At 38.4% G+C, this 18,125-nt stretch carries 15 protein-coding genes; 5 read left to right on the top strand and 10 right to left on the bottom strand.

The genetic code is table 11. The features are described from left to right. Positions 1–83: 83 nt before the first annotated feature. Positions 84–1,079: an adenosine kinase gene (locus OO007_RS08255; RefSeq protein WP_325808444.1), complete on the top strand. Its 996-nt coding sequence runs from the start codon at positions 84–86 to the stop codon at positions 1,077–1,079. Between the two features lie 74 nt (positions 1,080–1,153). Here OO007_RS08255 and OO007_RS08250 read toward each other — a convergent pair whose 3' ends face one another. Together OO007_RS08250 and OO007_RS08245 are read right to left on the bottom strand one after the other, a co-directional pair. Then, positions 1,154–1,780: a DUF4124 domain-containing protein gene (locus OO007_RS08250; protein ID WP_325808443.1), complete on the bottom strand. Its 627-nt coding sequence runs from the start codon at positions 1,778–1,780 to the stop codon at positions 1,154–1,156. A 24-nt stretch (positions 1,781–1,804) separates the two neighbouring features. Beyond that, a complete protein-coding gene (locus OO007_RS08245) occupies positions 1,805–2,419 on the bottom strand; it encodes a DUF4124 domain-containing protein (protein ID WP_325808442.1) in 615 nt (204 codons plus the stop codon). Between the two features lie 158 nt (positions 2,420–2,577). On the opposite strand from OO007_RS08245, the gene pyrE reads away from it, so the two are divergent. Beyond that, positions 2,578–3,225, top strand: coding sequence for an orotate phosphoribosyltransferase (gene pyrE, locus OO007_RS08240; RefSeq protein WP_325808441.1), 648 nt, complete (start codon positions 2,578–2,580; stop codon positions 3,223–3,225). Between the two features lie 165 nt (positions 3,226–3,390). Here the strand turns inward: pyrE and OO007_RS08235 are convergent, their stop codons facing one another. Beyond that, complete coding sequence (locus OO007_RS08235) at positions 3,391–4,569, bottom strand: pyridoxal phosphate-dependent aminotransferase (protein WP_325808440.1); 1,179 nt, start codon at positions 4,567–4,569, stop codon at positions 3,391–3,393. Positions 4,570–4,638: 69 nt separating this feature from the next. Here OO007_RS08235 and uvrB point away from each other — a divergent pair, with 69 nt between their 5' ends. Beyond that, positions 4,639–6,648, top strand: coding sequence for an excinuclease ABC subunit UvrB (gene uvrB / locus OO007_RS08230; RefSeq protein WP_325808439.1), 2,010 nt, complete (start codon positions 4,639–4,641; stop codon positions 6,646–6,648). A gap of 185 nt (positions 6,649–6,833) precedes the next feature. After that, positions 6,834–7,544, top strand: coding sequence for a YebC/PmpR family DNA-binding transcriptional regulator (locus tag OO007_RS08225; RefSeq protein WP_131905249.1), 711 nt, complete (start codon positions 6,834–6,836; stop codon positions 7,542–7,544). Positions 7,545–7,658: 114 nt separating this feature from the next. Here the strand turns inward: OO007_RS08225 and cysZ are convergent, their stop codons facing one another. From cysZ to OO007_RS08200, 5 genes are all read right to left on the bottom strand, one after another. Beyond that, positions 7,659–8,408: a sulfate transporter CysZ gene (gene cysZ, locus OO007_RS08220; RefSeq protein WP_325808438.1), complete on the bottom strand. Its 750-nt coding sequence runs from the start codon at positions 8,406–8,408 to the stop codon at positions 7,659–7,661. Positions 8,409–8,626: 218 nt separating this feature from the next. Next, on the bottom strand, positions 8,627–8,860 hold the full coding sequence (locus OO007_RS08215; protein WP_325808437.1) for a DUF1272 domain-containing protein: 234 nt from the start codon (positions 8,858–8,860) through the stop codon (positions 8,627–8,629). 141 nt (positions 8,861–9,001) lie between these two features. Beyond that, complete coding sequence (locus OO007_RS08210; protein WP_325808436.1) at positions 9,002–9,634, bottom strand: hypothetical protein; 633 nt, start codon at positions 9,632–9,634, stop codon at positions 9,002–9,004. A gap of 423 nt (positions 9,635–10,057) precedes the next feature. After that, a complete protein-coding gene (locus OO007_RS08205; protein ID WP_325808435.1) occupies positions 10,058–10,489 on the bottom strand; it encodes a GFA family protein in 432 nt (143 codons plus the stop codon). Between the two features lie 46 nt (positions 10,490–10,535). Then, positions 10,536–14,102: a hypothetical protein gene (locus OO007_RS08200; RefSeq protein WP_325808434.1), complete on the bottom strand. Its 3,567-nt coding sequence runs from the start codon at positions 14,100–14,102 to the stop codon at positions 10,536–10,538. 470 nt (positions 14,103–14,572) lie between these two features. Here OO007_RS08200 and OO007_RS08195 point away from each other — a divergent pair, with 470 nt between their 5' ends. Next, positions 14,573–15,880 carry a D-amino acid dehydrogenase gene (locus tag OO007_RS08195; protein WP_325808433.1) on the top strand — a complete coding sequence of 436 codons (1,308 nt, stop codon included), beginning with the start codon at positions 14,573–14,575 and terminating at the stop codon, positions 15,878–15,880. Positions 15,881–15,994: 114 nt separating this feature from the next. Here OO007_RS08195 and rng read toward each other — a convergent pair whose 3' ends face one another. Then, the gene (rng, locus tag OO007_RS08190; protein ID WP_131905256.1) at positions 15,995–17,509 is read right to left on the bottom strand and encodes a ribonuclease G; all 1,515 of its coding nucleotides are present in this window, start codon (positions 17,507–17,509) and stop codon (positions 15,995–15,997) included. A 39-nt stretch (positions 17,510–17,548) separates the two neighbouring features. Beyond that, positions 17,549–18,124, bottom strand: coding sequence for a Maf family protein (locus tag OO007_RS08185; protein WP_325808432.1), 576 nt, complete (start codon positions 18,122–18,124; stop codon positions 17,549–17,551). Between the last annotated feature and the right edge of the window lies 1 nt (position 18,125).

The raw sequence follows: 18,125 nt of genomic DNA, 5'->3' as shown, positions 1-18,125 counted from the left end.
TGTATCGTATTTCAAGTATTTGTTTTTATCAAAATCTGTTAAATTACGCGCCAAATATTAAATTTTATTAAGAGACACTTTCTATGAAATACCATGTATACGGCATTGGCAATGCGTTAGTCGATAAAGAATTTGAAGTTAGCGAAGCTTTTCTTGCAGAAAACGGCATTGAAAAGGGTTTAATGACATTAATTGAAGAAGATCAATTAAGCAGTTTACTCGCTAATTTAAAAGAAAACTTCGGCCTTAAAAAAAGAGCTGGCGGTGGATCAGCAGCTAACACTATCGTTGCAATCAGCCAATTAGGTGGTAAAACGTTCTATGCCTGTAAAGTTGCGGATGATGAGACTGGCGATTTTTACATGAAAGATTTGGCTATAGCTGGTGTTACAACAAAATTAGATCAAATTAAAGGCGATGGCATTACGGGTAAATGCATCGTCATGGTTACAGATGATGCTGAGCGCACCATGAATACTTACCTTGGTATCACTTCAGACTTTTCAGTAGATGATCTGCATATTGATGACTTAATTAATTCGGAATTCTTATACATCGAAGGTTATTTAGTAACCTCAGATGTTTCTCGAAATGCTGCATTAGAAGCACGTAAAATTGCTAAACAGAACAACGTTAAAACTGCATTTACGTTTTCTGACCCAGCCATGGTTACCTACTTTAAAGACGGCGTGGGTGAAATTATTGGAGACGGTGTTGATGTTTTATTCTGCAATGAGGAAGAAGCATGCACTTACACCGGAAAAACCGATTTAAATGATGCAATTACAGAATTACAAAAATTGACTAATAAACTGGTTGTCACCCAGGGGAATAAAGGTGCAATGGTTTTTACTGATGGCAATAAAGTAGATATAAAAGCGAATAAAGTAACTGCTTTAGATACCAATGGTGCTGGTGATATGTTTGCAGGTGCTTTCATGTACGGACTAACACAAGGAATGAGTGACAAAGATGCAGGAATGCTGGCAAGTGAGTCTGCAGCTAGAACTGTAGCTACATTTGGTGCAAGATTAGAGAAAGAAGTCTTACAAAGTGTGCTGGCTAACTATAGTAATTAATCGATCTTGATTTATTAATAGGCTATGTAACTTAGCTAAGCTGGCTAGGCAAATATAGTCAATGCAGACACTGATTATTCAGAAGCTGGTTTTACCATCAGCTTCTGGAATCTAGCCAATGTAGTTTCAAACTCACCTTTAACTTTATCTTTTTCTATGAGATTTTCTGTAATAGCTTGTTGGTATATCTTGAGATTATCGAGAACCACATCAATTTGCTTTTCTAAAGCCTGTTTGTGCTTAATATCTACCATTCTCTCGTGTTTTTGTTCTAAAACTTCTAACTTAATAGATTGTTTTTTGTGCCTGCCTTTCAACAGATCGATGGTGACTTGAGCAAGTTGTAGTTTACTGTCATAGGCTTTAACCAATTCTTTTTCACTGCTAAATACAGACAGTAATAAATTGTCTTCGGCGGCTTGAAACTCTTTAATCTTATTTTCTTTATCAGCCTGTAGCTTTTTCATGGCTCTTAAATCAGCCAATTCTTTGATTTGTCTTTTCTTTTCAGCAGACATGACTTTTTCTGTTTCTATACCCTGCTTGCTGATAACTACATGACCAAGCTGAGATTTAGACGCAGGTACGCTATATGAGTAATGGGTTTTACCATTATCATCTGTCCAACGGTAATACGCAGCTTCTACGGGCAGGTATAAGCAGAGAATTACCGCGATATATTTTGATTTAAATTTTATCATTATTATTTTTTTCTAGCGAAGAATTTACTTTGTTAACTCTTTAAATCTTTCTAAATCAGTTTTGTAGTCTGAATTTAATTTAGCAATTTGAGTTTCATTTTCTTCTAATGCTTGCTTATATTGCACAATAGTCTTATTAATATTTACAATTTTTCCGGCTAAAGTAAGCAACGTATCTTTATGTGTAACCTTAGTGACTTTCTTTTCCAGATTTGCAATTTTTTTGGTTAATACATTATTCTGAGCTTCAAGAATTCTTGAATTTCCTTTTAGCATTTTAATTTTGCTTTCAAAAGAATGCTTTAATTCATCTTCGTTTTCATAAGTAGCTAATAAATAATCATCTCTCTTGTAAACAATATCGAGAGCTTCTTGTTTGATTCGTTGTATTTCTTCTTTTTTCGCTTTCTCATTAGCCGCTATTTTTTCCAGATCTATTTCATTCTGGATCGAAGCAGGATCTACCGTTTTGGTAACATCACCTGTCTTGTTTAATTCAGAGTGCGTTTTTGTAGAGGCAGCTGCTGGAACTTTATCAGAAAAATGAACGTTTCCCGCGTCATCAACCCAACGATATAAACCAGCTTGAGCAGATAATGTAATTAATAGAACAGAACCTAGCACAACTATCTTTTTCATCTTATTTACTTACCCTTTAACTTTTACGATTATTTTGATTATATAAAGCCATAATATCATATCCGTAAAAATAGAAAAAAGTTCCCGACGAACGAAACATTCGCTTAAAACAAAAGCTTAGCTATACTTAGCTTTTATTTTCTTACAAATTGAATATCATGAAATCATATCAACAGGAATTCCTCGATTTTGCCATAGCAAATGATGTGCTTAAATTTGGTGAATACACCCTTAAATCTGGCCGCCTCAGTCCTTATTTTTTTAATTTTGGCCTCTTTCAAACAGGCTCATCATTAGCAAAATTGGGAGATTATTATGCGCAAGCAATCGTCGATTCTGGTGTTGAATTTGATATGTTATTTGGCCCGGCTTATAAAGGCATCCCATTAGTAGCCGTTGTCAGTGCCACTTTATATGAAAAACATGGAATTGATCTACCCTATGCCTATAACCGTAAAGAAGCAAAGGATCACGGCGAAGGTGGCAATATCGTTGGAGCACCATTAGCAGGCAAAGTTTTAATTGTTGATGATGTCATTAGTGCGGGTACTGCATGTCGAGAAGCTGCTGATATTGTTCAGCAAAACAACGCTGAAATAGCAGGTATCTGCATCTCTCTAGATCGTCAGGAACGTGGCACTGGGAAGTTATCTGCAGTACAAGAAGTAGAAGAAAGCTATGGTATAAAAGTGATTAAAATAATTGGCTTGGATAATGTGATTCAACATATAGAAGAAACAGCAAAAGATGATGAATTACTATCTAGAATAAGAAACTACAGAGTTGAGTACGGTGTTTCTAGTTAAACCACGCAAGCAACACAGTCTTAACTAAAGAAAGGTCGATAAGAAAAAACTAAACCCACCCCCCTACTTTAAGCCTGATTTCTTTCAATGAAGAAATCAGGCAATACAGGCTTAATAGTTTATTACACTATCAAGTCTTTACATATTTACTGATTACAAATTTATTTATAAAGAAGCAATTCGTTCAATCGCTTTTTCCAAATTGTCCATGCTCGTAGCAAAAGACAAACGAATATGCCCTTCTAAGCCGAAAGCACTTCCAGGCACTAGTGCAATTCCTTTTTCACTTAATAAAAATTCTGATAATTCAGCAGAATTTGACACGCCATCAATACGATCAATCAAACCACTAACATTGGGGAAACAATAAAACGTCCCGTCTGATTCAAGACATTCGATGCCATCAATCGCATTTAACGCACTCACCACATAATCATGGCGTTTTTTAAATTCTACCAGCATAGGAATAATGCAATCCTGGCTGCTGTTTAAGGCAGCTACTGAAGCATATTGTGATATAGAGGTTGGATTAGATGTACTCTGGCTCTGAATTTTTTTCATGCCTTTAATCAGATCAGCAGGACCTGCAGCGTAGCCAATTCTCCAGCCCGTCATAGCGTATGCTTTAGAAACACCGTTTAGCACAATACAACGATCATAAAGTTCTGGCGTAGTGTTTAAAATATTAGAAAACTCGGCGTTGTTAAACAGAATATGTTCGTACATATCATCTGTAGCGACGATAATGTTGGGGTACTTTAAAAGCACTTGTCCTAATGCTGCTAATTCATCGTATGAATAATTCACACCAGTTGGGTTTGATGGACTATTAATCACAAACAAACGCGTTTTATCTGTGATGGCGTTTTCAAGTAATTCTGGCTTTAGTTTAAAGTGATGTTTTTGATCAGCTTCGACAATAACTGGCTCACCACCTGCTAAAAGAACCATATCCGGGTAAGACACCCAATAAGGTGCCGGTATGATAACTTCGTCACCATCATTCAATAAAGCCTGACAAAGATTTGAAAAACTCTGTTTGCCCCCACATGATACAAGAATCTGATCGGGTGCATATTCGAGCTGGTTATCATTTTTAAACTTGGCAATAATTGCCTGTTTTAATTCGCTAATACCATCAACTGCTGTATATCCGGTTTTATTATCATTAATTGCAGCGATAGCCGCTAATTTAATGTGTTCTGGTGTACCAAAATCTGGTTCGCCAACACCAAGGTTAATAACATCTCTTCCCTCTGCTTTCATCTTTTGAGCTAAGGCGCTCATAGCTAGCGTAGGAGAAGGTTTTACACGCTGTACGCGATTGGATAACTGAATAGACATTAAAAATTTTCCGAAACTAGAATAGATTGAAATATACTCTATCTTACAAATGAGTAAACAAGAATCTGTATGCAAACCACTTTTAATTTAGAAACAAAGTTTGATCCTGCTGGCGATCAACCAACGGCCATAAAATCTTTGGTCGAAGGTCTTAACGATGGCCTGATGCATCAGACATTGCTTGGGGTAACAGGGTCGGGTAAAACCTTTACCATGGCAAATATTATTGCGCAAACTCAACGCCCAACAATAATAATGGCCCACAACAAAACCTTAGCGGCGCAATTGTATGGTGAGATGAAAGAATTCTTTCCGAATAATTCGGTGGAGTATTTTGTTTCGTATTATGATTATTATCAGCCAGAAGCTTATGTGCCCGCATCGGATATTTATATCGAAAAAGATGCTTCAATAAACGAACACATTGAGCAAATGCGTCTTTCTGCAACGAAAGCAATGATGGAAAGAACAGACACCATTATCATTGCCACTGTTTCAGCCATATATGGTTTAGGTGACCCTGAATCGTATATGAAAATGATGTTGCACCTAAATCGCGGCGATAGAATAGACCAGCGCGCGATATTGCATAGACTCACTGAATTACAATACACGCGCAACGATCTTGAACTCTCCCGTGGTACTTACCGCGTACGAGGTGAAGTCATCGATATTTATCCTGCCGACTCAGATCTGGAAGCTGTTCGTGTTGAGTTATTTGACGACGAAGTTGAAACGCTGAGTTATTTCGATCCTTTAACAGGTGAAGTTTTACGTAAAGTGCCAAGGCTCACGGTTTATCCAAAGACGCATTACGTTACTCCCAGAGAAATCATGCTGGAAGCCGTAGAAAAAATAAAAGTAGAACTCAAAGAAAGACTGGAAGTACTGTACGAGGCGAATCGATTAGTCGAAGCACAACGCCTTAAAGAACGTACGCAATACGACATCGAGATGATTGTAGAAGTCGGCTATTGCTCAGGCATTGAAAACTATTCACGCTATCTATCTGGTCGCCCACCAGGAGCCCCGCCACCATGTCTACTTGATTACTTACCGGATGAAGCATTAGTCATCATCGACGAATCACATGCTACCATTCCTCAAATCGGCGCCATGTATAAAGGTGATTTTTCACGTAAAACCAATCTGGTTGAATACGGCTTCAGATTGCCTTCAGCTTTAGATAATCGTCCTTTGCGTTTTGAAGAGTTTGAGAAACTTGTGCCTCAAGTGATTCATGTTTCTGCAACACCCGGCAATTACGAAAAAGAACACAGTGATAACGTTGCCGAGCAAGTGGTGCGCCCTACTGGTTTACTCGATCCAACCATAGAGATTAGACCCGTTCTCACTCAGGTTGATGATGTGATGTCGGAAATCAGTGATCGTGCCGCTAAAAACGAACGTGTACTGATTACCACATTAACCAAGCGCATGGCAGAAGATCTCACAGACTATTTGCTTGATCATGGTCAACGTGTACGTTATCTCCATTCAGATATTGATACTGTGGAGCGCGTCGAAATTATTCGAGATTTACGTTTAGGTGAGTTCGATGCCTTAGTCGGCATCAATTTATTGCGTGAAGGTTTGGATATGCCCGAAGTCAGTTTAGTAGCAATACTCGACGCAGATAAAGAAGGTTTTTTGCGTTCAGAACGCTCATTAATACAAACCATCGGACGTGCCGCGAGAAACTCTGAAGGTAGAGCAATTTTGTATGCCGATAACGTCACAAAATCGATGCAAGCGGCGATAGATGAAACTGACCGTCGTCGAACCAAACAGATCCAGCACAATAAAGAGAATGGCATTACACCGACAAGTATCGCAAAGAAAATCACGGATATTATGGAAGGTGCTTATGGCAGTTCGATGCGTGGCCGTGCAAGTAAGAAATTAGATAAAGTTGCTGATAAAGCGGCAGATTACTCGACACTATCACCTGATAAAATCGCAAAAGAAATCGTTAAACTGGAAAAGAAAATGTTCCAGCATGCTAAAGACCTGGAGTTTGAAGAAGCGGCAGCAGTCAGGGATCAAATCAACCAAATGCGAGAGCAGGTATTTAAATAACTGTTCATATATTACGAGCAAATTTCATCAAGCCACCCCCCGGCTTTGGTGGCTTTTTTTGCTGTTAACACTACAAACTGGTATTGCGAACACATTTACTTCTGCGACTAATACCATGAGTTACTTCACATCAAGCTGACTTAACTGTAATATTTGCACCTTTAATATTTAACCGAGAGATTGTAATGGGCAGAGCCTACCAGAACCGCAAAGAGTCAATGGCCAAGACTTCAGATATGAAGGCAAAGGTTTACAGTAAATACGGACGTGAAATATACGTTTGTGCAAAAGCTGGCGGTCCTGACCCTGATGGCAATCTAGCCTTGCGCAGTTTGATTGATCGTGCCAAGAAAGATCAGGTCCCGACCCATGTAATCGACAAAGCGATTGATAAAGCAAAAGGCGGTGGCGGAGAAGACTTCTCACCTGCACTTTACGAAGGCTTTGGTCCTGCAGGCAGCATGGTATTAGTCGAATGCCTAACTGATAATCCAAACCGTACTTTTGGTGATGTTCGCCAGTGTTTTACTAAATCAAAAAGCAAGATAGGAACACCGGGCACCGTTAGCCACATGTTTGACCACTCTGCTATTTTTGTATTCAAGGGCGAAGATGAAGAAGCTGCACTAGATGCATTAATGGAAGCAGATGTAGATGTTACTGATATCGAAAATGAAGATGGTATGATTTCTGTCTTCGCACCAAATACAGAGTACTTCAAAGCGAAACAAGCGTTAGAGCCTCTAGTAGATGAATTTGAAGTTGATGAAATCCAATATTTGGCACAAAATCTTGCGCCATTAACAGGTGAAGATTTAGAGCAGTTTGAACAATTGCTGGATTTGCTTAACGATAATGATGACGTTCAGAATGTTTACCACAGCGTAGAAATCTAAATAGTTAATCATATAAAATAAAAAAGCCTGCTAAATTGCAGGCTTTTTTGTGTCTATAAACATAAGTTAATTATGTTTATAGTTAGGTTTTAGCTGGGTTTAATAGTTCGTGGACTATTGCTTAGATAATGATTCAACCCAGTATCGTGTGCCGCCAGCAACACCTACAGGCATCACGATAAAGTTAACGATGGGAATCATCATCAATACAGTCAGTACACCTCCAAAACCTAGTGCCATAGAACGATTTTTTCGTAAAAGAGGAAGCTCTTCCTTAATAAACAGCTGATGATTACCCATGGCAAAATCAGTGTATTGCAACGATAACATCCACGCACCATAGATACCCCAGGCAAAGGGTGATATGACGTTAACCACAGGGATAACACTAATCAGTAATAGCAGTGGCACCCATTTCAACATATAAAGGACTTTACTGACCTCACTTCCCATGGTTTTGCCCAAAGTCTTCATCATCGCTTTAAAACCTTTCTGTTCTGTTATTGGCTGACCTTTGAGTTGTTGTTCTACACGTTCGGCGAGAATAGAATTAAAAGGTGCCGCGATAAGATTCGCGATGATAGTAAAGGTATAGTACACAGCGATTAAAATCAGGATCGCAAACAAGGGCCATAGTAACCATTCAAGCCCCGTTTTAATAAAATCAGGCATCCAGCTGGGTAACCAGCCAGTTAAATAATTCATCAACGCTTCAAACTGAGATGAAGCTAGCCAGATTGCAACTGAGAAGACAGCAATATTAATCACCAAAGGGATAAGTACAAAAGGACGAATACCCTTCTTGGTAATCAGTGAAAAACCGCTAAACGCGTATTTCATGCCCTGTAAAAAACCAGAAATCATTTTATCTCTTTCCTTGAGTAATATTGTGGGTGAGGAGTTTACTAGTTTGAAAAGCTAGAGCAAGTCGTAAACTAGAGTGATTTATAAACAAGAGTATGCATAATAAAAACAGCGTTATTCTTTATCCCTAAAATCTTAATAAAGCTTTCGGGTAATAATAGTTACCAAGCAGAGTAAGTAGCGATTCAAATTTGAATGTTATTTATAGCCAATCAGATCTAAGTAACAGGTTTAAACACAACTTTTGTGCTGGCTGGATGCGTTAACAATTTACTGGCAGGACGAATAGGTCTTTGGCAAAAGTTACCTCCGCAATTCGGGCAAACACCCTGCAAGATATTTTCCACACAGGTTCTACAGAATGTACATTCGTAAGTACAAATCATGGCCTCATTTGAATCTGCGGCTAACGATTTATTACAATTCTCACAAGTAGGTTTCAATTCAAGCATTTATCATACCTTTGCAATTGTTCAATTTTATTTAGAGGGTTTTAAACAAGTATAAGCCACCCCCCTACTTTGGGCGGTTTTTTTAGACAAAAAAATACCGACATATGCCGGTATTTTAAATAATCCAAGATAGATTTCGGATTAGTTATTTAACACAGGTGCAGCTTCTTCACTTTTGATCAGGTTACCTGCCGAGTCTTTCATTTCAACAGCTTTTTCCATTACAGAGCTTCCTGCTTCTTTCGCTTTATCCATCATATTATCAGTTGTCTTTGAAACTGCTTCTTTAGCGCTGTCAGTCATAGACGACGCTTTTTCCATCGCTGCTGATCCTGATGTTTTAGCAGCATCCATTACTTCCTGAGATTTCTCTTTAGTCGCTTCTACTGCACTGTCTTTCATTTCAGTTGCTTTTTCCACGACACTGTCTTTCATTTCTGTTGCTTTTTCTACAGCGCTATCTTTCATTTCAGTCGCTTTTTCTTTAACCGCTTCAGTAGTTTCGCTAACGGTCTCTTTTGCTTTTTCAACTGCTGTATCAGCCGCTTTAGAAACACTTTCAGTTGCTGAATCTGTTACTTCTTTAGCTTTATCAGCGACAGAACCTGCAGCATCTTTAGTAGCATCTACTGCTTTACTTGTTGCTTCTTTTGCTTTCTCTACTACGTTTGTTGCAGTATCTGAAGCCTCTGATGATTTATCAGTTTTATCATCAGAACAAGCAGATAAACCTAATGCCATTGCTATACAAACTACACCATATGAAAATTTCATTGAACTACTTCCTTTATTTGAATATAAAAAATTAAATCGATGAGGATTATAAAGTTATTTTCTTTAACTTAAAGTAGCTTAGCGTAATTTTCTAAACTACATTCTTAAGTTAATTAAGAATATTAGTACTTACTAAATAATCTGATAGCTATTAAGTACCTATAAACCTTGATTAGTTCAATATTGTTATTTATTTCATAATGACTAGTGCAGTTTTAAATAATGATCTATTGGGTATTTTTGGACATAAATTGCACAAATGGATTACGCAAATAGATTACGCAGATGTATTGTGTAAATAGATAAAGAAAAATACATAAGAGAAGTAACAAAGAAGTGGTAGATATCTATAAAGGCACCCCCCTACTTTGGGGGCCTTTTTTACAACTCAAAATGTAAGGAAATGGATATATAAGGAACGTATTATTCGTTATCGTTTATTAGATTGCTTCTTCTATTGCCAGAAAACTGCGGTAAATCATCTTTGATGTCTAGCCAATTTGCTTTCGATGAAACGAATATATGCACGTCTGGTTTCAGCTCTATATCACTATCAAGCGTGCCTAAAGCAAATTCTACAAGCTCCGTAGACTCTATGGAGTCCTGAAAAATGAGACTGGAACCGCAAGTTGGACAAAATTTACGGATAGTTCCATTGTCTGCTGTGTAACTTTGCAAGTGTTCTTCGCCTTCAACCCATTTGAAATTTTCACGCTTAGCTTCGCCAAAAGTAGCAAAGGCAGAACCATGAAATTTACGACACATCGAACAATGACAATGCCCCATTTTAGGCTCTATTTTAGACACTTCATATTTGATGGAAGCACACAAACATTGGCCGGAATATGTTGTCATTTAAATTTCTCGTAAGTGTTTATCAACCCAAGCTCTAATCAAAGCACTAATCGGTAAGGGAGTTCTTTAAAATTAATTTTGGCAAAGGAAGATTAGTGTCTGCTGATCGCAACTCTTTGCCTCCTTTTTCTCCTGTATCAACATCAGAAATTACAATATTTATACCTAACTTGTCTCCGGGCTTAGGTTGATAGTTATCTACTACGCTTTTATCAGTATCTTCTTTGTTTTTAGTGGCTGCATCATCTTCACTATCTGGGTCATCAATAGCAGGCTTTGCGTAAATCTGTTTCCAGGGTATCGCCAGATTTAATAAATAACCGGCATCAGTTCTGATGGTACGAGCTTTAGTTGTCGCTTCGTCAAAAGGTGTAAAAGTAAAAGTAATGGCATTTTCTGTGATTGATATCTTTGGCGTTACTTGAGTCTCTGCTACATCTACTGTTTTAGATTGATCAGTATTTACTTTAGCTTCTAAATCATCTTCAGTAGCAGATTGATCTTTGTTTGATTCATCCTGATTAGCATCGTTGTTTGCTATTTCAGCAGGTTTTTCTGTTGAATCTTTCGTTTTCTCTTTTGCATTCTCTTTGGCATCTTCTTTCGCACCATCATCCGAATCATCTTTCGCAGTATCTTTTGATTTAGCTTTCTTTGCTTCATCTGAAATTGTCATTAGCTCTTGTTTGGCAGTCTTATTTTCAGAAGATTTTGCATTACTCTTATTTTTTTCGGTATTTGTTTCGGTACTGGTTTCAGTATTCGATTCGTTATCCGACTTTGTTTCAGCTTTATTCTTAGAAGTTAAGACCTCATCTTTGTTTGATTCTTTGTTTGATTCTCTGGATTTTTTCAAGGATTTCTTTAATTCTTTTTCTATCGTTTTAGTAACATCCTTGATTGATGCTTTGTCATCATTTTTTACTTTTTCGGACAAATTTTCTTTGTCTTTTTCAATGGTTGTTTTATCGTTTGTTTCTTCAGCTGTTACAGAGACAGACTTCTTTTTAGATGAATCGCTAGATTCTTCTATCTCATTATCTTTATCTTTTTCTTTATCTGCTTCTTTCTTATTTTCTTTCTCTTTTTTCTTGGCTTTTTCAGCTTGAGCTTTTGCTCTGGCTTCGTACACTTTTTTACGTGCAGCTTGTTCTTCTTTCTTTTTCGCTAATAGCTTTTTCTCGGTTTTGATATCGATTTTTTCCTGCGCTATTTTCTTAGCTTTGATCTGTTCTTCAGTTGTCGTGTCGAGGGTTAATGAAACACTATCACCGTTTTGTAAGTCGTCATCATTTACGGCCAGACTGATATAGAGATGCTTGGTGTCCCAACTTGCTTGCCAGCTTGCTGAGATGTCTCGGCTGCTATTGTCTTTAATATGAGATTTAATGGCATGAGCAGCATTCAAAGCCCAAATGTCATTAGGAGTTTTAGCATATATAACGGGAGTGTCAGCACTCTCTCCATTGAGTAATGCCATACCCGAATTGGCGGAGTTTTCTGTTTGCTCTTCAGGGTACAAACGTGCATTCAAATACCGAATCAGTGAGTCATATTTCGGTGCTTCGCTACGAGGTTGACGTATATGTTCCTTAAGTCCCCAGCTGCCATACCAGCTATAGATTCTGGGCGCACTGAAAGCAACGAATAATTTGCCACCATTTCGTTGCCAACCTTCCATTAATTCATCGTATAAAATACCCATACGTGGGTCACGATTTGCAGCATAGAGTAGTTTATTGGGATGTTCATCGACCTTTCGAGTATTCCAGTCTACCAAATGTTGCCCACCTTCATAAGCAACCAAATCAACACCAAAAGATTTAGCTACATTCGCTTGTTTTTTTATGTAGTTGATCGTTGAATCCATTCCCCATTTAGTGGTTTTATCAAGCATTGCCTTGAATACATCATCGACTGTCTTAGCGCGCCTTAATACTCTAGGGTGAGCAGAAAAATACGGACCTATGGCAACAGCATCCGTATGTTTATAAGCATCTTTATAGGAAAGAATCGTGCTCGACATGGTTTGATTGCTGGCCCAACTACCGAGAACGCGCACCAATCTATCATTACCGCCAAAAACCTCTTCCCATATTTTAAAGGTTTTAACACTGCGTAATGAATACCACTTGTAACCAGCTATGGATTTCTTTTCATCCAGTTTTTGCTTCATACCTTCTGCAATGGCGTAATCGTGATGAGAAAAAATAGGATTCCAGACTTCGTTGCTGTATTCGATATACGCTTTTAACTCTTTATTCAAATGTTCGTTAACATACTCGCCAAACGCTTTAATGTAATCGTCGCTGGCTTTAAAAGGCATGGAAAACCACGGATCAGCTTTGATCTGATTAGATAAAGCCACCATCACCTCAACAGGTGCACCGCGGGAACCATACTTGCCACCCCAGCTGGCTTTCTTCAGTGTGTTTCTAGCTTTCCAGTCTGTTACAGGGTTACGCGTCATTCCGGACATATTCATATAGCGTATTACCTGAAAATCTTTCATGAAGTTCAAGTAGTCAGGATTAAAGACGATCGCTTTGCTTACGTCTGAATAACCTTTTATTTCATACTTTATATTTTTGTTATTTTTATTTGATTGAGGCTTATTGCGGTCTTCATTTTCAGTAATTTTTTTTGTGTCTTTAGTTGCTTCTTTATTACTGACTTTCTTGGACTTTTCAGACTCTTTCTCTTTAGTATTCTCGGCCTTTAATTTGTCAGAGCTAGCTGTATTTTTTGAATCGTTGTCATCATTAATTTCACTATCACTAGCTACATCACTAGCTACATCATCACTATCATCTGAGGAGGTTTCAGATGTCTGATCTTTTAAACGCAGCTTGAGTTGTTCATCCGCTAATGGGTTTAAATGGTTATCTTCAAAAGACAGATATTCTCCCTTTTCACAGTCCAGATCAGTTTTTACACGAATATGTGGAGAGTCTTTACAGATGCCTCCTTCTGGTAAAATACGAATATTCCGTATGTAATTCTCGGGGTTGGATTTTTTTATGAATAAAGATGCATTCAGTATTTTATCTGTACCTGCTTTTATTTCGATAATGTCTTTATTAGGTCGATGCACAATCAAACGGGCATCATTACCGTAGAAAATCTCACCTTCACCGTCATAAAGTACGGTAAAGAAACCATCTTCAACGGTATCTTGTGGCAATCTGTTGAGAAATTTAGTGCCTGCTTGACCACCTTTTAAATCACTGGGCCAACCATATTCATCGTATTCAAGGCCTTTACTGCTACCCCAGGGAACGGTTTCCTGAAATGGAATGGACGATTTAAAGAGATCCAGAAACTGTACGCTGGAAGTATCTTCCCTGACATCTGCCGTATTAATGCCTAATACGGGTTCCGGTCTTTTTGTTTCTGTAGATTCGTCTTTATCAGATTCTTCATCACCAGATTCGTCGTTTGCTGAGATTTGTTTTCTTATCTCATCAGTAATACTGCTTTTATTACGCCCCTGTAGATGCTCAGTCGCTGTATTAATGTCAGCATGAACGAGACCGAAGAAAGTCCCAGCTAATAGCAAACACATTAAAACGTAAAAGAAAGATTGACGAAAAAACTGATTTAAACGCGGCATATAACATCCAATGTTAGAGGTATGAACATTATGAAAATAGACAATGTAAATGGCAAGAAAGCCCTTTAACTATAATAAACTAGATCTGTTAATTTAGTTATAACACACCCCCCTACTTATAGGCCTTTTTTTATAGTTCTGAATTTTATACTAACAAGAATTCACCATGTAATCGGGAATTATATTATGCACATTCAGCGCCACCTTGTTAGTAGTGTTATCCAAACATTTATTTAATGAGTATTGTCGTCTGGTTTTTTAATAACAACAATAAAACCAACGTTATATCTTGGGGCATTCCTTATATACACTCATATATAATGCCCCATTATTGTATCGCAATATTAATTACTGATTTTCTGCGTTTTAGCATACAATTTTCTGGGATTATTTAAACTTCAGCAGAATCTATTTTCATTAATTACCTATCATTAGATTACTTTCAATGTACTTATTTAGGTAATGTAGTTATGCACGTTCTTATTCTTGGCAGTGGTGTTATCGGTGTAACAAATGCTTATTACTTGGCAAAAGAAGGCCATCAGGTAACGGTCGTCGATCGTCAATCCAGTGCGGGCCTAGAAACCAGCTTTGCTAATGCCGGACAACTTTCTCCTGGCTACTCTGCACCATGGGCAGCCCCTGGCGTGCCTCAAAAGGCAGTTAAATGGATGCTAAGCAAGTATGCCCCTCTCATTGTTAATTTTAAACCCGAGTGGGATAAACTGAAATTCATCACGCGTATGTTCGCTAACTGCACACCGAAGGCCTACAGTATCAATAAAGACCGCATGGTCAGACTCGCAGAATACAGCCGTCATTGCTTGCTAGAGCTTGATGGTGAGTTAGAGTTTGATTACAACCATGAGCGCAAAGGTACTTTACAAATATTTAGAACAGAGGCTCAATTGAAAGCATCTGCCAAAGATATTGCTGTTCTTGAAGAAAATAATGTTCCCTATGAGTTACTTGATGCTGATGGATGTGTCGCCGTTGAACCGGGTCTGGCAGATGTCAAAAAAGATATCGTGGGTGGTTTACGTCTGATCAATGACATGACGGGTGATTGCTTCAAACTTACGACACAACTGATGGAAAAATGTCGTGAGATGGGCGTTGAGTTCAAATTCGATACATCGATCAACAAACTGAATATGCGCGATGGAAAAATTTCGTCTGTTGCTACCAGTTCTGGCGACTTAACGGCAGATAAGTACATTATGGCTTTAGGGTGTTATGCAACGCCACTACTAAAAGAAGTCGGTATAGATAGTCCTGTATACCCTGTTAAAGGTTACTCTTTGACTATTCCTGTGACTAACGAAAATGCGTCACCTGTTTCAACGATTATGGATGAAACCTACAAAGTGGCTATCACTCGCTTAGGCAATAGAATTCGAATCGCTGGGATTGCAGAACTAACCGGTTATGACTTGAGTCTCGGCGATAGACAGCGTAAAACCATGCAGTTTGTTATTTCTAATTTATTCCCTAATGGTACCGATCTGACAGAAGATAATTTCTGGTGCGGATTGCGCCCAATGACTCCAGACGGGACGCCGATTATTGGCAAGACAGATATCAGCAATCTCTATTTAAACACTGGTCACGGAACGTTAGGGTGGACAATGAGCTTCGGATCGGCGCGAGTATCGACGGATATAGTTTGCGGTAAAGAACCAGAAATTTTAAGTGATAATTTCGCGATTAGTCGTTACAAAGGAAAAACAGAACGTCAGGAAATGGTGAATGAAATAGATCCTTTAGAAGTTAACTAAAGGATCAAAGAAAGAATTAAAAAAAGAAATTGGGGTGACTAAATAAATAGTTAGTCATCCCTTTTACTATAGGTACCTTTTAAATAGGCACCCCCCTAATTTGGAGCGTTTTTTTTACAATAGAACCACATCAAATTGTTCTTGTGTATATAAAGACTCAGCCTGAAAACGAATAGGCACACCAATAAACTCTTGTAACTCCGCTAAACTATCTGACTCTTCATCCAGTAACAAATCAGTCACATCCAGGGATGCCAGTACCAGTAATTCACGCGCATCAAATTGACGTGCTTCTCTTAAGATCTCTCTGAAAATTTCATAACAAACAGTTGTAGCAGTCTTAATGTAACCGCGCCCTTCACAGGTAGAACACGATTCACACAAAATGTGCTCAAGTGATTCTCTGGTACGTTTACGGGTCATTTCTACCAAGCCGAGACTAGACAAAGACGTCACGGAGGTTTTCGCGCTGTCGTTTTCTAAGGCTTTTTCCAGCGCGGCTAACACCTGCTCTTTATGATCATCCTGTTTCATGTCGATGAAATCCAGGATTATAATCCCACCAAGATTTCTTAAACGTAATTGACGAGCTAAGGTTTGCGCTGCTTCAAGATTTGTCTTGAATATGGTTTCTTCTAAATTACGATGCCCTACAAAACCACCGGTATTAACATCGATAGTCGTCATCGCTTCTGTTTGATCGACGATCAAATAACCACCAGACTTCAGACTAACCTTGCGCTTTAACGATTTTTGAATTTCATCTTCCACAGAATGAAGGTCAAAAATAGGCCGTTTTCCTGTGTAATATTCAATTTTATCGGACAACTCAGGGATATAGATTTTCGAAAATTCTAAAAGCTTAGCCAACGTTTCGCGCGAATCAACTTTAATGCTTTCAATATCTTCCGCGACCATATCTCTCAGTGCGCGCTGCACTAAGGGCAAATCAGAATATATCTTTTTGGTTTCGGATTGTCCGGAAGCATCGTTTACTTTTTTCCAGAGCTTGTTTAAAAAGAGTATATCGGCAGCAATTGCGTCATCTTCGATACCTTCTGCTGCGGTACGCGCAATATAGCCAAATTTTTGTTCTTTGAGTAAATCTAAGTCGGGGTTATCGGTATCTACTTTTTCACGATAATGAGCGATTAGATTTTTTAGGCGTTTGCGTTCCTCTTCATCATCAATTTTGCTGGAAACACCAATCGTGTTGGTGTCCGGCATTAATACGACATAGCGCGAAGGAATCGTTACGTGCATAGTTAAACGCGCACCTTTAGTTCCAAGTGGGTCTTTAATCACCTGGACTAAAACATATTTACCTTCATGGAGTAATTCGGATATTGGCGGAAGTTGGATGTCTTCATCTGGCGTATCGCCATTAAAAATTTGTTCTTTGGGGAAGCGTAAATCAGAAGCGTGCAAAAATGCTGCTTTTTCCTGCCCAATATCAATAAAGGCAGCTTCCATTCCGGGTAGTACACGACTGACTTTTCCTTTGTAAATATTACCCACGATACCCTGATTAGAGCTTCGTTCGATCATCAATTCTTGCAGAATACCGTTTTCAACCAATGCGACGCGTGATTCTTGTGGTGTTACATTTATTAGTATTTCTGTGCTCATCGATTAACCTGAAAGTTGTTTGTTATTTTGATGTTCGTTTTATTCGTTTGTTTCTAGATTACTGATACCCAAGTCATTAAGCAATTGCATTGTCTCAAATAAAGGCAAGCCCATTATGCCAGAATATGAACCTTCGATTCGCTGAATAAACATCGCAGCGATTCCTTGAATAGCATAAGAACCCGCTTTATCCTGAGGTTCTCCTGTTTTCCAATATCGTATCATCTCATCTTGAGTTATTTCACGAAATAATACGCGATTACGATTTAGTTTAACGTGGGTATTTCCGTTATAACTGATCGCTACTGCGGATAAAATTTCATGCCAGTTTCCTGACATATCCGATAACATTTTGATGGAATGATCCAAATCAGTCGGTTTAACCAGGATATGATCATTTATTAAACCTAAGGTGTCTGAACCAAGAACAGGTTTATCTGTATTTGTTACAGCTTGTGATTTTTCGATAGCTAAACGTTGCACCAAGTCTTCTGCTGATTCATTGGGTCTGACGCTTTCATCGATATCGACACTTTGAATATCGTAAGTGATACCAACCTGATCGAGTAATTCGGCGCGTCGCGGTGATGCAGAAGCAAGGATAATCTGGCTCATA

Origin of the sequence: Cocleimonas sp. KMM 6892, from assembly GCF_035798195.1 — a bacterium.
Lineage (GTDB): Bacteria > Pseudomonadota > Gammaproteobacteria > Thiotrichales > Thiotrichaceae > Cocleimonas > Cocleimonas flava.
The sequence above is the reverse complement of the archived record's forward strand: the minus strand, read 5'-3'. Positions and strand labels throughout refer to the sequence as shown.

What these genes read in the sequence shown, in the direction of transcription:
- OO007_RS08255 (WP_325808444.1), top strand. Translation starts at nt 84, where the DNA reads ATGAAATACCATGTATACGGCATTGGCAATGCGTTAGTCGATAAAGAA.
- OO007_RS08250 (WP_325808443.1), bottom strand. Translation starts at nt 1,780, where the DNA reads ATGATAAAATTTAAATCAAAATATATCGCGGTAATTCTCTGCTTATAC.
- OO007_RS08245 (WP_325808442.1), bottom strand. Translation starts at nt 2,419, where the DNA reads ATGAAAAAGATAGTTGTGCTAGGTTCTGTTCTATTAATTACATTATCT.
- pyrE (WP_325808441.1), top strand. Translation starts at nt 2,578, where the DNA reads ATGAAATCATATCAACAGGAATTCCTCGATTTTGCCATAGCAAATGAT.
- OO007_RS08235 (WP_325808440.1), bottom strand. Translation starts at nt 4,569, where the DNA reads ATGTCTATTCAGTTATCCAATCGCGTACAGCGTGTAAAACCTTCTCCT.
- uvrB (WP_325808439.1), top strand. Translation starts at nt 4,639, where the DNA reads ATGCAAACCACTTTTAATTTAGAAACAAAGTTTGATCCTGCTGGCGAT.
- OO007_RS08225 (WP_131905249.1), top strand. Translation starts at nt 6,834, where the DNA reads ATGGGCAGAGCCTACCAGAACCGCAAAGAGTCAATGGCCAAGACTTCA.
- cysZ (WP_325808438.1), bottom strand. Translation starts at nt 8,408, where the DNA reads ATGATTTCTGGTTTTTTACAGGGCATGAAATACGCGTTTAGCGGTTTT.
- OO007_RS08215 (WP_325808437.1), bottom strand. Translation starts at nt 8,860, where the DNA reads ATGCTTGAATTGAAACCTACTTGTGAGAATTGTAATAAATCGTTAGCC.
- OO007_RS08210 (WP_325808436.1), bottom strand. Translation starts at nt 9,634, where the DNA reads ATGAAATTTTCATATGGTGTAGTTTGTATAGCAATGGCATTAGGTTTA.
- OO007_RS08205 (WP_325808435.1), bottom strand. Translation starts at nt 10,489, where the DNA reads ATGACAACATATTCCGGCCAATGTTTGTGTGCTTCCATCAAATATGAA.
- OO007_RS08200 (WP_325808434.1), bottom strand. Translation starts at nt 14,102, where the DNA reads ATGCCGCGTTTAAATCAGTTTTTTCGTCAATCTTTCTTTTACGTTTTA.
- OO007_RS08195 (WP_325808433.1), top strand. Translation starts at nt 14,573, where the DNA reads ATGCACGTTCTTATTCTTGGCAGTGGTGTTATCGGTGTAACAAATGCT.
- rng (WP_131905256.1), bottom strand. Translation starts at nt 17,509, where the DNA reads ATGAGCACAGAAATACTAATAAATGTAACACCACAAGAATCACGCGTC.
- OO007_RS08185 (WP_325808432.1), bottom strand. Translation starts at nt 18,124, where the DNA reads ATGAGCCAGATTATCCTTGCTTCTGCATCACCGCGACGCGCCGAATTA.